General features: G+C 34.5%; 21 protein-coding genes, 1 rRNA gene, 2 other RNA genes, 1 pseudogene and 1 other annotated feature. Of the genes and pseudogenes, 5 read left to right on the forward strand and 20 right to left on the reverse strand.

Features of this window, described 5'->3' with window-relative positions; all coding sequences use genetic code 11:
- Positions 1-20 precede the first annotated feature (20 nt).
- From N178_RS23985 to N178_RS24000, 6 genes are all read right to left on the reverse strand, one after another.
- Positions 21-872: a tyrosine-type recombinase/integrase gene (locus N178_RS23985; RefSeq protein WP_045295344.1), complete on the reverse strand. Its 852-nt coding sequence runs from the start codon at positions 870-872 to the stop codon at positions 21-23.
- 125 nt (positions 873-997) lie between these two features.
- Positions 998-1,113 (reverse strand): 5S ribosomal RNA (gene rrf, locus N178_RS23990).
- 52 nt (positions 1,114-1,165) lie between these two features.
- Positions 1,166-1,430, reverse strand: an RNA gene (gene ffs / locus N178_RS26430) — signal recognition particle sRNA large type.
- Positions 1,431-1,443: 13 nt separating this feature from the next.
- Positions 1,444-1,632: non-coding RNA, 6S RNA (gene ssrS / locus N178_RS26435), on the reverse strand.
- A 339-nt stretch (positions 1,633-1,971) separates the two neighbouring features.
- On the reverse strand, positions 1,972-2,151 hold the full coding sequence (locus N178_RS23995; protein ID WP_029714236.1) for a small acid-soluble spore protein H: 180 nt from the start codon (positions 2,149-2,151) through the stop codon (positions 1,972-1,974).
- A gap of 527 nt (positions 2,152-2,678) precedes the next feature.
- Complete coding sequence (locus N178_RS24000) at positions 2,679-2,939, reverse strand: hypothetical protein (RefSeq protein ID WP_045295345.1); 261 nt, start codon at positions 2,937-2,939, stop codon at positions 2,679-2,681.
- Between the two features lie 356 nt (positions 2,940-3,295).
- On the opposite strand from N178_RS24000, the gene N178_RS27260 reads away from it, so the two are divergent.
- Positions 3,296-3,451, forward strand: a complete 156-nt coding sequence (locus N178_RS27260; RefSeq protein ID WP_169746697.1) for a hypothetical protein — start codon at positions 3,296-3,298, stop codon at positions 3,449-3,451.
- A 580-nt stretch (positions 3,452-4,031) separates the two neighbouring features.
- Here the strand turns inward: N178_RS27260 and N178_RS24005 are convergent.
- Together N178_RS24005 and N178_RS24010 are read right to left on the reverse strand one after the other, a co-directional pair.
- Positions 4,032-4,880: a sialate O-acetylesterase gene (locus N178_RS24005; RefSeq protein WP_045295368.1), complete on the reverse strand. Its 849-nt coding sequence runs from the start codon at positions 4,878-4,880 to the stop codon at positions 4,032-4,034.
- Between the two features lie 91 nt (positions 4,881-4,971).
- Complete coding sequence (locus N178_RS24010; RefSeq protein WP_045295347.1) at positions 4,972-5,199, reverse strand: hypothetical protein; 228 nt, start codon at positions 5,197-5,199, stop codon at positions 4,972-4,974.
- 501 nt (positions 5,200-5,700) lie between these two features.
- Between N178_RS24010 and N178_RS24015 the strand changes: the two genes are divergently transcribed.
- Positions 5,701-5,889, forward strand: coding sequence for a hypothetical protein (locus tag N178_RS24015; protein ID WP_014458940.1), 189 nt, complete (start codon positions 5,701-5,703; stop codon positions 5,887-5,889).
- Positions 5,890-6,153: 264 nt separating this feature from the next.
- Here N178_RS24015 and N178_RS24020 read toward each other — a convergent pair whose 3' ends face one another.
- From N178_RS24020 to N178_RS24045, 6 genes are all read right to left on the reverse strand, one after another.
- Positions 6,154-6,639: a tetratricopeptide repeat protein gene (locus tag N178_RS24020; protein ID WP_045295348.1), complete on the reverse strand. Its 486-nt coding sequence runs from the start codon at positions 6,637-6,639 to the stop codon at positions 6,154-6,156.
- 123 nt (positions 6,640-6,762) lie between these two features.
- Positions 6,763-7,056: an RNA polymerase alpha subunit C-terminal domain-containing protein gene (locus tag N178_RS24025; RefSeq protein ID WP_045295349.1), complete on the reverse strand. Its 294-nt coding sequence runs from the start codon at positions 7,054-7,056 to the stop codon at positions 6,763-6,765.
- Between the two features lie 162 nt (positions 7,057-7,218).
- Positions 7,219-7,926, reverse strand: coding sequence for a DNA alkylation repair protein (locus N178_RS24030; RefSeq protein WP_045295350.1), 708 nt, complete (start codon positions 7,924-7,926; stop codon positions 7,219-7,221).
- A gap of 40 nt (positions 7,927-7,966) precedes the next feature.
- Complete coding sequence (locus N178_RS24035) at positions 7,967-8,338, reverse strand: iron chaperone (RefSeq protein WP_045295351.1); 372 nt, start codon at positions 8,336-8,338, stop codon at positions 7,967-7,969.
- A 141-nt stretch (positions 8,339-8,479) separates the two neighbouring features.
- Positions 8,480-9,073, reverse strand: a complete 594-nt coding sequence (locus N178_RS24040; protein WP_045295352.1) for a YdeI/OmpD-associated family protein — start codon at positions 9,071-9,073, stop codon at positions 8,480-8,482.
- A gap of 173 nt (positions 9,074-9,246) precedes the next feature.
- Entirely contained in the window at positions 9,247-10,356 is a 1,110-nt protein-coding gene (locus N178_RS24045; RefSeq protein WP_045295353.1) for a Gfo/Idh/MocA family protein, read from the reverse strand.
- Between the two features lie 125 nt (positions 10,357-10,481).
- On the opposite strand from N178_RS24045, the gene N178_RS24050 reads away from it, so the two are divergent.
- Positions 10,482-11,354, forward strand: a complete 873-nt coding sequence (locus N178_RS24050; RefSeq protein WP_045295354.1) for a LysR family transcriptional regulator — start codon at positions 10,482-10,484, stop codon at positions 11,352-11,354.
- A 483-nt stretch (positions 11,355-11,837) separates the two neighbouring features.
- On the opposite strand, the gene N178_RS26670 is transcribed toward N178_RS24050, so the two are convergent.
- The 4 genes from N178_RS26670 to N178_RS24065 all read right to left on the reverse strand — a co-directional run bounded on the left by N178_RS26670 (position 11,838) and on the right by N178_RS24065 (position 14,557).
- Positions 11,838-11,996, reverse strand: a complete 159-nt coding sequence (locus tag N178_RS26670; RefSeq protein ID WP_160297373.1) for a VOC family protein — start codon at positions 11,994-11,996, stop codon at positions 11,838-11,840.
- A gap of 146 nt (positions 11,997-12,142) precedes the next feature.
- On the reverse strand, positions 12,143-12,934 hold the full coding sequence (locus N178_RS24055; protein WP_045295355.1) for an amidohydrolase family protein: 792 nt from the start codon (positions 12,932-12,934) through the stop codon (positions 12,143-12,145).
- Positions 12,924-13,331 carry a carboxymuconolactone decarboxylase family protein gene (locus tag N178_RS24060; RefSeq protein WP_045295356.1) on the reverse strand — a complete coding sequence of 136 codons (408 nt, stop codon included), beginning with the start codon at positions 13,329-13,331 and terminating at the stop codon, positions 12,924-12,926. The genes N178_RS24055 and N178_RS24060 overlap by 11 nt, the downstream gene beginning before the upstream one ends.
- Entirely contained in the window at positions 13,331-14,557 is a 1,227-nt protein-coding gene (locus N178_RS24065) for an MFS transporter (RefSeq protein ID WP_045295357.1), read from the reverse strand. Before N178_RS24065 ends, N178_RS24060 begins: the two co-directional genes overlap by 1 nt.
- A 104-nt stretch (positions 14,558-14,661) precedes the next feature.
- Here N178_RS24065 and N178_RS24070 point away from each other — a divergent pair, with 104 nt between their 5' ends.
- The gene (locus N178_RS24070; RefSeq protein WP_045295358.1) at positions 14,662-15,498 is read left to right on the forward strand and encodes a helix-turn-helix transcriptional regulator; all 837 of its coding nucleotides are present in this window, start codon (positions 14,662-14,664) and stop codon (positions 15,496-15,498) included.
- A 194-nt stretch (positions 15,499-15,692) separates the two neighbouring features.
- On the opposite strand, the pseudogene argS reads toward N178_RS24070, so the two are convergent.
- Positions 15,693-16,912: pseudogene (argS, locus tag N178_RS26440) on the reverse strand (arginine--tRNA ligase domain-containing protein).
- A 51-nt stretch (positions 16,913-16,963) separates the two neighbouring features.
- Positions 16,964-17,179, reverse strand: a binding site (T-box leader).
- Positions 17,180-17,719: 540 nt separating this feature from the next.
- Here argS and N178_RS24080 point away from each other — a divergent pair.
- Positions 17,720-18,007: a hypothetical protein gene (locus N178_RS24080; RefSeq protein ID WP_045295359.1), complete on the forward strand. Its 288-nt coding sequence runs from the start codon at positions 17,720-17,722 to the stop codon at positions 18,005-18,007.
- Positions 18,008-18,293: 286 nt separating this feature from the next.
- Here the strand turns inward: N178_RS24080 and N178_RS26445 are convergent, their stop codons facing one another.
- Complete coding sequence (locus N178_RS26445; protein WP_080890250.1) at positions 18,294-18,458, reverse strand: aspartyl-phosphate phosphatase Spo0E family protein; 165 nt, start codon at positions 18,456-18,458, stop codon at positions 18,294-18,296.
- Positions 18,459-18,724 lie beyond the last annotated feature (266 nt).

The raw sequence follows: 18,724 nt of genomic DNA on the forward strand, positions 1-18,724 counted from the left end.
ATTCTTGTTACAGAGTTTTTTTATAAAAAGGTTTGCGTAATCGCATTTTCTAAATCTCTTGTAGAAGATTTTAGGTATCGTTTTGTAACATTCACATCAGAATGGCCTGCTAGTTCGGCAACTGTTGCAATATCTATCCCTTTCTTAACTAACTCATGACAGAAAGTGTGGCGTAATTTATGAGGATTTACATTATATTTTTTTAACATGTACTGAACCGTACGTGCAGACATTCTTCTATCAAAATTAGAGACAAATAAGGCTTCATGATTAGAATCAAGTGAATCGATATATTTCTTTAAACTATTCCTTGCTTCTGTAGAAAGAGGAACAAGTCGCTTTTTAGACCCTTTAGCATTACGGATAATTAAAAAACCGTCAGATTTGTTAATCTTTACGTCTTTATGATTCAAAGCACAAATCTCTGATACTCGAATCCCTGTATGTAATAAAGTATATACAATAGCAATATCACGAAGGTTTCCCTGTTGCTTTACTTCAGATAAAAGGCGGTCACGCTCACTTGCTTCTAATGACTGTGGTACACCCTCGTTATTTTTCTCTTTTTGTTTACGTTCAATATTTTGAACAATTTCTGATTTTTCAAGAAAGCGTGCAAAAACGCCAATTGTTACAAAAGCTTTTTCTATAGTCGACGCACTTTTATTATTAGATTCAAGGTTAATCATATAAGTTTGGACATTATTTCTTGTTACTTGATCTAAATGTTTACCTTCACTTAGAAGCCATTCATGAAATTGGTTTAGCACTGCTCGATAGGTTTTAATCGTATTATCAGATTTGCCTGATTCTATTAACCATTGGCTAAAGTCATCAATCAACGGAATAACTTCTAGGCTATTTTTTTTCACTCTAAATCCTCCTACATACACTAATAAATTACGTAAAACATAACATTTAATTTCGTAGAAATCAATTTAAACGAAATTAATATACAAAAAAACAGCCCATCATTGATATGATGGGCTGTTTTTTTGCCTGACAACGCCCTACTCTCACGAGGACAAAGTCCCCACTACCATGGGCGCTAGAGAACTTAACTTCCGTGTTCGATATGGGAACGGGTGTGACCTCTCTGCTATCGCCACCAGACCTATTAAAGATAGTTTTCTTAACACTAAATAAAAATCGCTAAGTAAAAACACCGTGCACCCGTCATTGACATGATCAAATAAGCGTTACTTGTACAGTTAGCTCGACCGGGTTGTGCTGCAACACACAGAAGAATCTACTTATGGCTGCTTCCTTCCGGACCTGACCATGTTCATAGGTTTCTGTTGTGCAGGACCTAGTTGTCAACACCACTTGTCCAAGTCAGACCTTACCTGACTCATACCTCTGTTAGGAATTAAACCCTGCTAAGGCGGATTGCAGGTTACAGGGCACCGCCATCTCCCCGTCTAGCACGGTATGTATAGTTAAGGGATTCCCACCTATGTCGTCCTCCCAATCTGTTTTGTGAACCCGCGATCTCGCAGGTGGGTTTCCGCATATTAACGTTCTAGCAATCCTGTTTCAAAGACAGGCATGGCATCAGTCAACAGATGTAGGAACCCCAAATAAACAGTACGGTTCAAAACAAATAGGGCATAACGTGCATCGTAGGATAAGTATTTAATGTGTTTATTGATGATATAGATTATCCTACAATAAAATTTCGTAGAAGTCAACACAAACGAAAAAATAACTCCTAACCCTCAATGTTTTATTTGATTGATGTACTGTTGTTGGGAAGGGATTTCTTTGAAAGATGGAAGTTATAAGGAGTCGCGTTTCATTATATTGAGTCATCCGCTTAAAAGTGAAGTTCATTATGATTAGATTTTTATACAACCTTGATCTAACCACACTTTTCTGATGTGGTTATTTTTTCTTCTCATCCTCTCTCGATAAAAATAACAGAAAAATAAAAAAGCCTAAATAAAGCGGCTTTTTTATTTTAAGAGTAAATTATTGTTCTGCTAGTTCAGATATAGAAACACTTTGCTTATTATTTGGTTCATCCAGGTTATGAATTGTAGCTATTCCATTTTGCTGGTCTACATGCTCAATGTAAATACTTTTCCCATTATATATTACATTGGCCATATCCACTGAATCGGCAATTTCTTGTGCTCTTTGTGCATCCATCTTTATCTAGCCTCCTTTTTATTTATGACATTGAAAGTATTTGTTTTTAATTAATTTTTATGTATTTAATTCCTCTATATAAAATCAATTTAATTGTTCAAATGGGACATAAAGCAGTAAAAAAGCTATCTCGTTCATAATTTGAGATAGCTTTTTATTTTATTAATTCAGTTTAATCTTCTTCTGGAATCTTAATTAAAATGGCTATAGCTATTGTTGCCAAAAATATAACCCCTAAAGTTAGCAATAGACTCGTACTCATATGCCTCATCTACCCTTCTCTCTTCATCCCTATGATTCCATTTTAGCAGAGGAAATTAGTTAATAAAACTGGAAATGATAGCGTTTTACTAAAAATTTTATACATATTAAAATAATGTAGTTGTTTTAACTCAACCAATGTATTCAATTTTCAGCTTGAGTAGAGCACGCTACCTCTTTCCTATTTTGGGGTAGTCCCTTTTTTTATCGTGATAAAATAAAATTTTGTTTTGGACCTATTCCTTCCTGTCCTCGGTTTACATTCGTTATTTACGAATCTGTTCAATCTCTTTTTCTGTAAGCTCCGTTAATTCGGATATTGTTTGAATATCTATACCTTTTTGTAGCATTCTTAACGCTACTCTTTTAATAGCTCTTTCTTCCCCTTGCTTTTCAGCTTTTTTTAATGTCAATGTTTCATCTACTTGGAATTCCTGGTTTACTTCATAAGTCATTAACATTTGTGGATCCTTAGTTACACGTGCCCATTCATTCATCGCATTTTTCAACGTTTGATCATTCTCCATTACAACTTCCTCCAAAAATGAGTAAAATCTTCATTTCCTGACATATTAAACAACAGTAATTGTTTTACTAATTATGTGTCCTTTTTACGATCCTATTCTCACTTATTCCAAAATCAAATTAATCCCATAAAGCTTGTCCCTCCACCCTAAAACTAAAAAAGAAAAATTACTGTATTAGGTAAGGAGTAGGCAGCAATCTAAAATGTGCTAGGTTGTTTATATGCTGGGGTTCGCCTAGTGGCAAATAAGGCTTTGATTCAGAAGCAACTAACAATTTATTTATTTAATTTATATGTTTTTTCTTATAGTTGTACATATTAAAAACAATACTAGATGAAAGCGAGATGAGATAAGTAATGTCAAAACAAGGGATGCAGAAAAAGAATCAGACAAGAGAGCAAGTAGAGAAGCAAGATAAAAGAAATGATGTTGAATTAGGTAATGAATTTCAAACTGGCAACACAAGTTCCCAGAGCCAGAAAAAAAGTGGACGCCAAGTAAATAAAAAATAAATTTAACCTTTCGAGGATAATAAAAAACCTCCGTTCAAATTTATGACTTGAACTGAGGTTTCTTTTATAGAGTGAGGAAGACTTATGTGCAACAGAAGCAACAAGCTAAAAAGAAGTTGAATTTTATTATGAAAACAGAATTCAAATAAAAAAAAGGATTTCACATTAGATAATCGGTAAGTAAGGAGGAAATATTTTCTTAGAACCTTCTGTCTAAAATCAAGTAATTATGAATATCCCCCTATCGAAAAACAGTTTAGTTTATTGAGTTGAATAACTCTCTTATTGACACTTTTAAAGGAATAGAAGTTTAATATCGAGGTTACAGTTTTTTCTGTAACCTCTTTTGGGATCCCTTTTCTGCCATTATTTTGAGATATTTTCTTATTTTATATAAGTTTGATTTTAGGAAGCAATTAAGATCCCTCCTATAAAAAAGGAATGTATTTATTCTAAGTTTTCCACTCATTCATAATTGCCAAAAGTTCATATCCATATGAACCGGGTTTTTCTTTGAACAAACCTAAGATTAAAAGTGGAATCAATTGATTTCTCCTCATAAATTGGAATTGATTTTGCTTTACTTGCTTTCATTAATAGTAGAGATATTAAGAGAAAACTCCTCAAAACTTAATTGTCCCAAGGCAAACTTCATACTTTCAACAAATATACGTTCATTTTTAGTTAGTTCACGCTTTGCTTCCTTTTCAATCCATTCATGCTCAACGTCTAAAACATCTAACACATGCTTTTGTTTTGAAAAAGCCTCATAGTATCTTAATCCAAACTTTCTTTGGGAAACGGCATCAATATGAATGCCATCTGGATTTGATGTTAAGCCTTTTGATGTTACAAAATAACAATTTTTTTCAGTATGGGCAACTTTAGATAATATCTGGTTTATTTGTTTATATTCTACAGCGCTTTTTCCAAATCCGACATCTCCAAGGTAATGTCCCAACTCACCGATAATAATCGGGATATCTGGTGCATTTAACTCTTCTCTCAAGTGTTTAAATAATGAAAGCAATTTATCTTCATACGTCTTATAACGCTCTCCGTAACTGTCGCTTTCTCCTTGATGCCACAGAATTCCCACCAACTCACTTGTTTCCATTGCGAATTTTGCTTCAGAAATCGCGTGTCTGGTTAATAGTCCGTCAATTGTCCACTCATCAATTGAGCTTCCTCCTTCGGCACATGGTATGACCCCAATGGACTCGCCCGAGTGATCCTCTGTCCAAGCTTGAGCAAAAGAGGCTGCCGGCCCAACGCCAGATATGTGACGATCAAAATTAAGTGGTTCTGCCATCATTTGCCATCTACCGTTCCTCAACATATGTATATGCTCATTATAAATCGGCGGTACATCCTCAATAAATCCTCTGCCGGCCATATTTGATTGTCCAATTAATAATACAGATTTCATAGAAATACCTTCTTTCTTTGCCATGTTAATCACTTTTTTCTAATTTGCTCGTGGTTATACTTATAGAATTAGTTACACTCTGATATATAGCTTAATTAATGGATTCAAGGGCTTGTTTCAAATAATCCATTTCAGAGGTTATATCATCTATTTTTTGGTTTAACTGACTTACTTTATTAATAATATTCTGTGCATCCAATAAATTAATTTCTAACATCAAACGGCTTGCTTCACTCTCAAGTTCCAATCTCTTTGCAAATAATACCTCATGCTTTTTTATAATTTCAGATTTTAAATTCTTACTATTGGTTTCTTTCATACTTCTACCTCACTAACTTGTAATAACAGTATTTTATTGAGCTGTAAATTTCCCTATATAATTTAACAATTACCTACAGGGTAGTTTATGACATAGTTAAACTTGTCTTTTTTACTTACAGGAAAACCGCATTTACATAAGATAAATAATAAGAACCAATTAAAATAAATTCCATTATTCACTTTCCTCGGATCGCATTCATAAGTTCTTGGTGTTGACATTCAGATACATACTGAGCGCTCAAAAGCTTCTCTAACTGTTAAAAACAAATACAATATTCCAAAATAAGGGAAAATTTAAATCGTTTGGTTTTTTTTGCAGGAAAAGAAAGCGCAGTATATAAAGATAACAGTATGCATCAAAAAGTGTTGAGAACATTTTATCATCATTTTCTATCAGCACGAGAGCAATAATTTGAGAAAAGAGCTTATATCAGTCCGTGTCTTAAGTATGCCTATTATATAGAATGGGTTACTTAGTAAATAAGGGAAGGTGATTTATATGTTAGGGGAAGAAGATTTAAAAGTAAATTGTATATCAGCTGCTATAGGTTTACTCATCCAACATAATATCATCACTCACCAGGAACTGGACAAACTAACTAAAACGAATTATCACGTTTTTTATCATTTTCTCATGGATAAGCTAATTGAAGAAGAGTTTAGTAAGGATAGAGTAGTTCAAACATAAATACTTCAACAAAGAAAGAAGCGCAAGATCTAAAGCAAAGATCTCCTATTTCAAATGTAATTCGTATAGGGCTCCTTACATATTATATATATCTAATATGTAAGGGCTTTCTTATCCAACAAAGCCTCCTATATTTTAAATGTATTTTTTCACAATCTATCATTTTGAAAAGTCATTTTATCACAGGAAGTCTGCCAGTATGGTTACAAAAAAAGTCCTCTCCGCGTTTCAGGAAAAGAACTTATACTCAGTGAATTTTATAAGCTACTTCCAAGTCTGATTCAGTTTATCTGAATAGAAATGTAAGGCTTTTTTATAACTTAGTATTTCATTGTCATTTGTCGTATGTAGTAAGCATTTCAGTATCAGTTCCATCGCTTTGCTATGTTCTTTTAAATTGTATAAGGTCATGGAATAAAACACTTTAATTACATGATTATCTGGGAATAATTCCATCCCTTTTAAAAATGTCTCTTTTGATTTTTCATATTCCCCCAAGACTCTATATGTACTGCCCAATCCCACTATTGCACCTTCCATATCCTTAGACGGTAATCCTATCTTTATGGCATTTTCATAAAAGGGCACTGCCTTTTCTTCTTCTCCTAATACGTCAAAGCTCCAAGCACATTGATAGTTATATAAAGCATCGTCTGGAAATTCTTTAACTAATTCACTTAGCAATTCGTTAGAGTCTTTGTGATTTCCATTCTTTCGTAACGCTAATGCTTTATCTAGTTTGTTATTCATTACTTAAATCTCCAATCCTTCTTTTTCCCACTATTTATCTATTAACATCCTTCCATATCCAGAAATTCAGGGTATTCGTACACTTTATCCAGATCTATTTCTTGCTTTACTTATTCTTAATGTTTAATTTTTAAAGGCTAACCCATTGGCCTGTAAAGCTGCTCTAAGTTTAGGTAAAGAAGCCGGACCCATACCATGAAACTGTAATATCTCTTTTTCACTAAATGTTGATAGCTGCTGCAAAGAAGTTATTCCGTTGTTTTCCAATGCTCGTCTTGCTGGTGCTGATAGCACTGAAAGAAATCCATTGTCAGGTTTGCGTTCTTGCTCACAGGTTGGGCAGGTCGGACAGCTACTGCTTTTATAATATTTGTGTCCTTTATGACAGATTCTTAGATTTCCCTTTTGGGTTTTCATTTTTAATCTCTCCTTTTCTCAAGAGTTTTTTAGCTTTTATCCCCTGCCACTTCTTCAATGGATGATTTATGAGGGAACAAAACATCATGCGTATAGTAAGCTAATTATCATTAAATACTTACTAGTCTCGTTTCAGGTAGTGCAGCTCCGTTACAAATTATGCTAACACCTTACATGTTTGCGTTTGAAACCAAGCCGTCCTCTATCTATATCCTTTTGAATGTTCTCTGAAGCAAGAAGAATACTACTTTTTTTCTTATCTTTCTTAACTTCTACTGGACCTACTGCTTTTGCAGTTTCAAGCGCCTTCTCATGAAGTGGCAAATATGAAATACCGACTGTGTAGATAAAATTATTCATAGCCGATTTCGTTCGATCTGGAGAATCGTGAATCGTATTTTCCACTTGATTAAGCATATCGGCAATCTTGTTTGTGCTAAATTCATCGTCAGGACGATTACCCAAAAGCCAGCAGTAGCAACTCCAACCGGCCGACATTTTAAGTTCTTCACCGCTTGCCACCCATCTATCAGCAACAGCTTGCGCAAAATCGGTTTCTGACAAAGTTACTGCAACTACATAATCGGACAGCATGTAAAAATACGATTTATCGATCCATCGCTCAAAATCCTCTGCAGTCATCTCTGTTGGGTCTGCAATGATACCAGCAAAATACATAGCATCGTAATTTCCAGACGCATAAAGCTGCTCGGCCAAAGCCTGATTTTTCTTGATTTTCTTTGCAATAGGCTTCATTTTTCCTGTTGCCACTCCAAAAAGCGGATCGTGTGCACCATTATTTATGTAAGTCTTTTTAATTCGTTCCGTACCAAGCGCTTCAAGTTCTTTCATAACCATTTCAAAGTCCACCGTTCTGTACCCTCCTTCTTCTCCGCTCATAATCTGCTTTTTATTTACGCCAAAAAGTTAAACAGTCTTTCTTATCTAACATATTAAACTCAATTATTTTTTTAAGTAATTCATAGTTTACTGGCTCAGTCCATAGAATTCGAAATAGGCCTTTGGTAGCGCTGTATCCAGCCTGGGCGATGTCATGATTAAAGTGCGCAATCCCTATTTCTTCAGGTGAAACGCTCAAATGATGTTTCGCTGAGGCAAAGCCGATGATGAATGTTCCATGATCAGTAAACATTGGCGTATTCCATTTGATTTGTGGTTCCAAATTCGGGAAAGTATGAGCAATCCAAGCCAAAACTTCCTCTGTTCGGTCACGGTGGTCAGGGCTATCTATACGCGCTAAATATTCTGCAAAAACTTCCATAGCATTTTCTCCTCAAATAAATTTTTTAAAATTTACTCTACTTTTATACAAATGGAACATCAGTCAGTTCACTTAACCTTATTTCATTTTTAACTCAAATACATTAACAATTTATATGAGCCATGTTTTAAATAAAGTGTACTAATCATTTAATCCTTTTCCATTAAGAATGTTTGGAATGCATTTTTCAACCCTTGATTCTCGAGTCTTAGATTGTTTGGCAGCAGAAAAATGAAGAATATATGCTCTTTGCCGTCCTGGAGTCAATGTAGTAAAAGCCGTTTTTAAAGCAGGTATTTCATCAAATTTATACTGTAGCTCTTCAGGAATAATGAGTTCTTCAGGCTTTTTAGCTTTGACTTTTAATCCGGCTTTTTCCACCTCGATGGCCTCATTAATATAAGCTTTCAAGATGGCTTCCTTTTCAACTATTTCTTGCACATTGGTAAACCGAATTTGTCGCGCGCCTTGTACATTCTTCGTTTGTCGAATTAGAATACCATGAGAATCTTGTAACAGAGCGCCTTTAGGAAACAGTAGCGCACAGTATTCTTTAAATCCATGTATTAAAACAATGTTTTTTTTCTCAAACGTGTAACAAGGGTTCATCCATTTATAATCTTCGGTCAACTCACAGTCAAGAACAATCTTTCTCAACGTCTCATATTCTTCTTTCCACTTTTTAGCTTTAGTTAAAAATTCATCGACCTTAGGATTCATTTTACTATTTGTCATCATGGAACACTCCTATTCAATTTTTTAATCTGTGGCTCTCGCAATCATACAGTCAACCTTCAATTCATTTAATGGTGTTACTATTCTTCAAATGTAGGAAATGCCCTTCTTCAACTGACTTGATAGTTATTAAAATCATAAATATTTTAACTTTATAAGAAAGAGGCTTTCATTTATTTATCAAGCGTTACCCTTTCCCCAGTCTCTGCAGATGTTCGAACCGCATCTAATAATTGATGAAGTTTAACAGCATCGTGGAAGTTTGGAATTTGACTTTTATGTTCAAATATATCTTTTGCCAACACCTTATAAGCCTTTTCAACGTAATCTTTTGGATGATTATCTTTTACCGAAGATACGTTTATCTCTTCAACATACACACTTTCAGTACTTAATAAATAAGTAGGATACTTAACCTTCTCTACTTTGAGATTACCAAATTGTACGTGACCGGATGAAGAATTCTGGGTTAAGCGAAAAACACCTTTTTCTCCTCTAATCTCTAATTGAAAAGCAGGATAAACTCCGCCTTGAATATGAACAGAAGCTGAAATGTTACCGTTGAGTGTTCCCTGTATTAAGATTTGGTCCGCTGTATCCTTTGACACCGTAACTTCTGTTCCTTGTATGAGAGCTTCTGTATAATGCGTATTCATTATCGACGATAACTCTTTAAAGTCACCTAAGATGTAGCACAGAACATCAAGCGAGTGTCCACCGTTGATTGTAAGAAGGTTCGCTCCATTTTCTTTTTTTAAGATATAGCTGTTTGCTTCATCTGTTATTCCACCCTTTCCTTGTGTCGCTACCTGCATGGTGCAGGAAATAATTCTTCCAATTTCCCCTTGGTTAATAGCCTGCTTTACATAATTCACCTCGGGAGATTGTCTTGCTTGTAACCCAATCGCATGGTGAATGTCCGCCTTATCCGCTAACTTTGCCAGTTTAATTGCCTGCTTAGTATCTACACCTAAAGGCCACTCGCAATAAATGTGTTTCTTTTCCTCTATTGCTGCAATTGAAGCTTCGTAATGAAACGGAACTTTTACACTAACTACTACTAAATCAACATCTTTAGATTGCGCTAGTCCCTTATAATCTGTAAAGCTATGGCAAGCATTAAGTACTCTCGCACTTTCCTTGGCGGTTTCTGCTTTTGATGTTCCAATTGCGGTTATTCGATAAAAAGGGCTTTCTTTCAGTACTGGAATATGTGTTTTGCTCGCCCATTGATTATTTAAAGATCCCCCTATAATCCCTACTTTTATTAATTTCTCCTTCATTAGACATTCCTCCAACATTTTGTAGAAAATAGTACCTTTTAATCAAGTATAATTAAAATGAATCACCATTTTAAATATTAAAATATGATAGCTATATCACTTTTTTTGATGGAGGGTGAATATGAATGGATATTGAAAATATGAAAGCTTTTGTTTCAGTGGCCGAATTAAAAAATATATCTGCGGCTGCAATAAAATTGAACCATCTTCAATCTAATATGACTGCCAAAATAAAGAAAATAGAAAGCTATTATAATCAAGAACTCTTTATTAGAAACTCAAAGGGCGTTAAATTAACCAAGCAAGGAGAAAAATTGTACCACCAATTTAAAAAAATATTGCTTCTTTGGGAAGAAACTGAAAATAAGATGAAGAAACAAGATGAAAAACTCCGCATCGGCACCATGATATCAGTTGGGGGCACTCAATTCTCAAGCGCTTTAAACAAACTTTACAACACCTATCCAGATCTAGCAGTAACATTAAAAACGGGTTCAACCGAATATATTGAAAATCAAATTCTACTTGGACAAATCGATGTAGCTTATACAATTGGATCATTAAACAACCAAAAGATAAAATATAAAAAAGTAGGCGTAGAAGAAATTGTTGTCATTGGTCGCGATATTGATCAACACACAACATTCGATGACTATGTAAGACAAAAGAATATACTGGTACTTTCAGATAAGTGTTTGTACATGACAATATTAGATACTATTTACGCCAGCTTACATATTGAACAAGGTGACATGATCGAAGTTAGCGATCCAGAAACATTAGTACAATTTGCGTTAATGGGCATGGGAATTTCCTTAATATCTAAGCGTATCGCAAACCGTTATAATATCCATAATTTTTTAGAAGTTCCACCACCTTATCGGTACACTGACTTTTATCTCATTTCCCGGCTAAATTATGAATTTACCCCTATCGAAAAACAGTTTATTGAATTGAATAACTTCCTTGGGGACACTTTTAGAAGAGTAGAAGTCTAATATTGAGGTTATAGTTTTTTCTGTAACCTTCTTTGTGATTTCTTGGCTATCATTGTTTTTTATATAGGTACAGTGAAAGATTTTTTCGCTTTACATAAAGCGTATTCTTAGCAGCCATTTATAAAAAAGAGCAAATCAATGTTTGATTGGCTCTTTTTTAATCTTCCCTCATATCTAACGTGTAAAATTCTACAACGTTATCTTCAGTATCCTTAAAATACAACCGCTTCTCTTTTTGCATATTGATATTAACCTCTTCTATAACCTTATAATCGATACCAGCATCGGTTAATACTTTAATGGCAGAGTCAAAGTTCTCTGTTTTTATATGTAAAGCAAAATGGACGTGAATACCCCCTTGATCATAAAGCCCCTTCCAGTTAGAAATCGTTTTTTTTTTTTTTCGATTTTATCTAATGGTGAAAAATTTCTAGGAAGCCATAGACCTAGCCTAGTATGTCCTCCTACATATAACCAAGTTGCCTAAATATTTTCTTTATTATTTTGGTGAAAATGGCCGCTTTCATATCCCCATTGCTCCACAATTGGAAAACCCAATTTATTCGACCAAAAATCTATTGCTCTATCCATTGATTTCACTTGCAATGCCAGTTCTGAAATTCCTTCAATAGTAAACTTCATATCCATCCCCCATTGCTTATATGCTAATTACATACTAACAAAAATAGGAGTTTTTAAATCCGGCCTAATGATGAATAAGGTTCATACTTTAGCCTAAAGCATGAACCTTATAGTACCTAAGATAACATCAAACAAAAACGCTGAATTTATATATTTAGCAGATTCGAGATATTCCCACCTAACACTCTGTCTGCAACTTCTCCACTAGATGTATGCCGCTTAATAGCCTGTAGATTTAAGTATGGATCTCCATATGGAAAATCCGAACTAAATAACGTTCTTTCAGGTATTTCTTTTATAGCCAAAGACAAGGCGTATGTTGTATAAAATGCAGATATATCTAAGTAAGCATTTTTAGTGTCTTTTATCAGTTCTATCGTTTGTAGCCAATGAACTCCGCCCATATGCCCGTATATCACCGGCACATTTTCATATTTTTGAGTGAGAAGAAATAACTCTTGAATATCCTTTAAGTTCAAAGGATGAAAAGTATGTACCCAGATAGGCAAAGACATATAGTCACTTGCTGCTTTAAATATAGGTTCTAACAATGGAATTTGACCTGAACCAAGAGTGAATTCTCCGAGACCTTTCATCTTTTGCTCTTTGACAAGCTTCTCTACCCAATCGTTTAGAGTGACATCACCAGAAGAAAAAGAAAGTGGAACCGAACCAAATCCAACAAACCGATTCGGGTGCTGCTTAATCGCAACGCTTAATTCTTCTAGCGCCTTTAAGCGTGCTTGTAGAGGATTCACCTCATTATTTAGAATTTGATTTAACCTGTTCATTTCGGTTGTAAATTCTTTAACGTTGCTGCTTTTTTCTGGATGAACAAGAGTAGAAAACAATACGGTTTTATCTATTCCACTGTCATCCATCATTTTAATATGTTTCTCTATAGGCAAAACCACATGTGCATGACTATCAATAATCATTTTGTTTCTCCTTTTCATTTCTTTCGTAAAAGACTTCATTAGCAACTGTCAAAATTGTATTTAAAGCTACAGGAAATCCAGCATAAATAACCATCTGTAACATTGCTTCTAAAATTTCTTCCTGTGTCCACCCAACATTCAACGCCCCGTTTATATAAAATTTCAACTGTTCCGTATTGCCTAATGCAGTTAGGCCAGCCACTGCAGCAAGAAGGCGTGACTTTAGGTCTAAACCTGGTCTCGAGAAAATTTGTCCGTAATTAAACTCTACAGCTAGCGTTCCTAAATCAGGGAGAGCTGACTGTTCAAAGCCTGCCATTATATCCTTGTAGTTCTCTGGATCAATCTTAGCTAATATATCTAATCCTCGTTGAAAGTTATCTGTATGTGTTCCCATTACATATTACTTCCTTTCTTATTCATTAAATCCCCTATCATTTTTTTAGGAATGTTCATTGGAATTAAAGAACAAAAGCTAATGGCTATCATCAGTATGGCTATTGCACAAACTCCATTCCATTGCCATTTACTCCATGCAAGTAAACCCACATAAGATCCTAGGGATCCTCCTAAAAATGTGGAAACCATATATAACCCATTTAATCGACTTCTCTTTTCTTCTCCTAATTGGAAAATAGTAAACTGACAGGCAACTTGGTTCGCTTGAGTTCCTATCGTTATGAGAAGAGCTCCTAAAATTAACCCAGGCAACCAGTACCCTCCCCTTATAAGATCTATAAAAGCAAGTAAAGATACGGACATACACAAAAGACTTGCAAACTTTGCCCCCTTTATATCAATTAAACGTCCGATAATCGGCGTAGCAAATGCTCCCGCTATCCCGACTAACCCTATTACCCCCACCATGTCACTTCCATACGCATAGGGATGTGTATGTAATAAAAAGACAAGCGTGGTCCAAAATGCGCTAAAAGAAGCAAACATCATCCCCTGACTTAAACATGCTTGTTGCAGTGCTCTTTCTGTTATAAATAGCGGACCTAACGACATGAGTAAGTGTTTATAACTAGTCGCATTCTCCCCTTTACTTTTTGGAAAATAGACGTAAACTAACAAAATCATAAAAAGTGTAGCCGCAGCGGACGTCCAATACACCATTCGCCATCCAAAATGAACATCAATAAAACCACTAGCAAGCCGAGCGCCTAAAATACCACAAACTAATCCAATGGCGACATTTCCTAAAACTTTTCCTCTATTATGATCTGAAGCGATATTCGCAGCCAGCGGAACAATAATTTGAGGAACAACCGTTACCATTCCTAATGCTAAGCTTGTAACCATCATCCACGTTTTGTTGATAGATAAAGCATTTAAAGCGAGAACGATACATATAGCGAATAATAAAAACAAAATCAATTTTTTTCGTTCGAAGATGTCTCCTAACGGTACTATCAAAAGATTTCCTAGTGCATATCCAATTTGAGCTAAAGTAGCTATAATGCCTATGCTGGCCGCTGAAACATGAAAACTGGCGGACATGCTTACTAAAAGAGTTTGGTTCAAGTAGACGTTAGCCACTGTAAACCCGCAAACTGTAGCCATTAAAAGAACTAATCCTTTTGATAGATCACACGTCTTTTCGCTATCTTTTACTATCATCTGTTTCACCTCCTTTACCTAGATCATAAAATAAGGATTATAATGGTAATAGGAGTCTAGTTATACTAGTAGTAAAAGTACTACCTACACAAAGGAGTAAAATCATGGTAAGTGATAAAGAAAGAAGAAAAGAATTAGGGGATTTTCTAAAGATAAGACGAGAACGATTGTCTCCAAAAGATTTTAATTTGCCTATTGGACCGAGAAGAAGAGCCAAAGGATTACGCAGAGAAGAAATTTCTCAACTAGCAGGAGTCGGCATAACTTGGTATACGTGGCTGGAACAAGGACGAGATATACAAGTATCTTCTGAAGTATTAGAAGCCATATCCCGTATTTTTAAATTAAACAAAGAAGAAATGGAGCATCTATTTTTATTAGGCAATCAGCCGCTTCCATCTGCAACCGTGCAGAATGAAAGAGAAAATATAGATCGTGTTGTAAAAAATCTATTAAGTCAATTAGGTCCCTGCCCTGCCTATGTAACAGACGAAAAACTTAATATCGTAGACTGGAATAAAGCTGCTGTGATGGTATTTGGGGACTTTAACGAGATGGATGAGCGAAATCGCAATGCAGTGTGGCGCTGCTTCACTTCCAAAGAATATCAAAACCTTTTTCAAAATTGGGAAGATCATGCTCAACGACTAATTGCCCAATTTCGTTTAGCTTACACACGCTTTGTCGGAGATAAGTGGTTTAAAACTATGATTAGTGAACTTAGCGAGAAAAGCCCTCAGTTTTACAAGTGGTGGTCTAATCATGAAGTTTTAGGTACACCTTGTGGAAAAAAGACCATTATTCACCCTGTGGCAGGAAAAATGATTATGGATCATATTACGCTTCAAGTGTATGATGCACCCGAATTAAAAGTGACTGTTTATCAGCCACGTGAGGAGAATGAGACAGAAGAGAAGATGAAGCAGTTACTAAGATCATAATACCAGCACTAAACACATCATTACTGTTAATTAATAGAACCCTATGTATTCCTGACAAGTTCATAGGCTTTTTATTTTTGAATTGACATAACAGGTGTTATCGGTAGAAAAAATAAGTAAACCCTTACTGCTAGGATTTACTTATTTTTTCTAGATTAATTTATAAACATATTTATTTGAAAAATGCTTATCCGTTACATTTCTCTTGGTGTCTGAATTCCTAGTAGTCTTAACCCCTCTTCCAAAACAATCGTTGTACTTTCTACCAAAGCAAGGCGACTTTCCTTCTCCTTGTCTTCTATAAGGATTTTGACTTGACTATAATATTTATTAAACTCTTGTGACACATCAATTAAGTACTTAGCAATATGGGATGGCTCGTACTTCTCAAAACTTCTCTCAATAATCTTAGGAAATATCATGAGTTCTTTTATTAACAACCAATTGTATTCATTTGCTCCTTCACTGAAGACGAAATGTGTAGGTTGAGCTACTTTTCTTAAAATGGAGCAAGCACGAGCATATGTGTATTGAATATACGGTCCTGTTTCTCCCTCTACTTTTAACATCTCTTCAATTGAAAATTCAATATTATTGAGTCGCTCATTTTTTAAATCTTGAAAAATAATAGAACCTATAGCTACTTGCTGGGCAACCTCATCCTTGTTTGGTAACGTTGGATTCTTAACAGCAATATTTTGTTTGGCTAAGACTATTGCTTCTTCAATAACTTTTTCTAAAAGAACTACCTTACCTTTACGAGTAGACATCTTTTTGCCTTCTTTTAAAATAAAGCCAAAAGGAACATGAATTAATTCTTTTGCCCAGTTGTACCCCATTTTTTCTAAGACTAAGAATACTTGTTTAAAATGAAGGCTTTGCTCGTGCCCTACTACGTATAAAGCTTTCGTAAACTGATAGGTCTCTTGTCTATATAATGCTGCTGTTAGATCTCTTGTTGCATATAATGTAGCACCATCTGACTTTTTAATTAGACATGGAGGTAAGTTGATCGTAAATGGCCCATAGAAAATGGTTTAGCTATATTTGGAGAGGAGAAATCAATAGTAATAGTCCCTTCCTTTTTTACTTCGGGTGTTCCATAGAGACTTTTCTGTTGTAAGATAGTGTTTATAACCTTTTTTCCAACTGTCTCCTTATTAAAGAATCCATTTACATAGGGTCCTTCAGCTACAATCTTAGCAAACAAGGGATGCTTTAATTGTTCAGCCAAATTTATGGCGATAGCATTAGGTGATTTCTTGAGTAGTTTAGCTAATGTGAAACAAGGAAAAGCAATATCTCCTTGGGTACTATACTTAGGCTTTTCAATTAACTTCATAATACTTTTAACGGTCAGTTTGTTATCTAGTATTTTGCTTATTTCTTTAGCGAATATTTTATCAAATTCCATGTCATCACCTAATTCCTTTTATTTTTAGAGAACAAAAAAATCTCGTCTCTTATTAGAGACGAGATTTACCCGCGATACCACTCTTATTGTTCAAATTGAACCTTCTTACCAAGAACATAACGGATTTTGATCCGGCTCACCCTACTCTGCGAGATTTCAGGTTGCATCTCAAAAGTGCGCTTCACCTTAACTAGACTGTTAGGCTTGCACCATCCCTAACTCGCTTTAAGACTTCATTAAGATTACTCTCTTCTTCATAGATTTTCAATATTTTAACAATCTTATAATAGGTCAAGCTTAAAGTCAATATGATCTATAAGAATTAACATTTTTTAGTTACCATAATGTACCTTATCGGTATTGATCTAAAAGAAGAACAGCATATATGCTGTTCTTCTTTTGGGAATCGTCTATACTACCTCAAAAATATGGATGCAACAAGGAACTATAATGACAAGCTTTGAAAAAGCATAATGGTTATAAATTTAAGGTTATAAGTTGATAAATAGTTAACAAAAAAGCATCAATCCGTGTTTTTATGAGGGGATGATGCCTTTTTTTATCAAAAATGTTTCAGTAGTACTATAAAATGTTTCATTTTCTATATATAAGGGTATCAAAAGTTTTAGGACATCGTTCTCATATACTATCGATTAGTGACAAAACATTGTATATGCAGCATGTTTTGTTCATTTTCTGCTTTGGAGGGACGATTTCAATATTTGCTGTCCTTCTTTTTATTTTACATAAAAACAATGAAATACTCTCCAAAGTACTATTATGCTTAGTCAAGGGAGTTGAAATATTATGAAAAAAACAGAGCACATCAAGAGATATGAGCAAGGTATTACTAGTAAGTTTGCTGTGTACAACTTTCCATATGTTTATGAATTTTCTATTTACGCTATTGACATCTTTTATTCTGATACAGAAGAATACCTCTTTGGCTGTGCTAAGAACACTACACTTGAAAGATTCTTTACTCGTAAAATCTACCAAGATGAACTTGGGTATTATTTCAAGTATGTCCAAGAAAAGATCTATCTCAACTGTTTTAATCCAATAAAGAACAATATGTTACAGTTAGCTCAATGAACTGGCTTTTTTTATGCCATCCAAGATAAAGGACCTATCCTACTCACATAGGGTAGTTTTTTCATTTGCTATTAGTATATTTTTTATTGGATTGGAACAAAATGCAATTAGAATGCCTTCCGACATTTGGTGTTCGAAACCCATTTTTTAGATTAGAAAAACCTACTGTTGAGGCACAGTAGGTTTTTCTTCTTGCAATAAATATTTAAAACCTCTAAATTAAAGATATGCATATTATACTGGATTAGAAAAGGAACCGGTTTTAAATCTGAATCTGCTCCTTTTTTTAATGAATTTCTTCTAGTTCATTTAACTTCTTATCCAACACTTGACTTACCTTTACCGTATTATCGCTTCCAATTCCTTCTTTTAAAGCTGTGTTTATCATAATTTTTCTAATACGCTCTATTTCCTCTAATAGTACTTCATGCGTTACATATTTATCTTCCATCCCCATCATCACCTAACCAATTTCCATGTTAAATATTGATAAATTTTACATTAACTTTTTATAATGTATTTTTCAACACTCAAATTTTTACAATTCGAAGTACGATTAAAAACTGATTATTTTGGAAGGCGAAAACTATAATTCTTATAGGTAATTGTTAACATACTTTCTTAAAAGGAAACAGGAAGATAGATTGGTAGAGGATAGGGAGTAGAAATCGTGATTTTTTCAATAGAAATGAATATTTAGAAGAAACACCAATAGGC

The sequence above is a fragment of the Priestia aryabhattai B8W22 genome (assembly GCF_000956595.1).
GTDB classification, from domain to species: domain Bacteria; phylum Bacillota; class Bacilli; order Bacillales; family Bacillaceae_H; genus Priestia; species Priestia aryabhattai.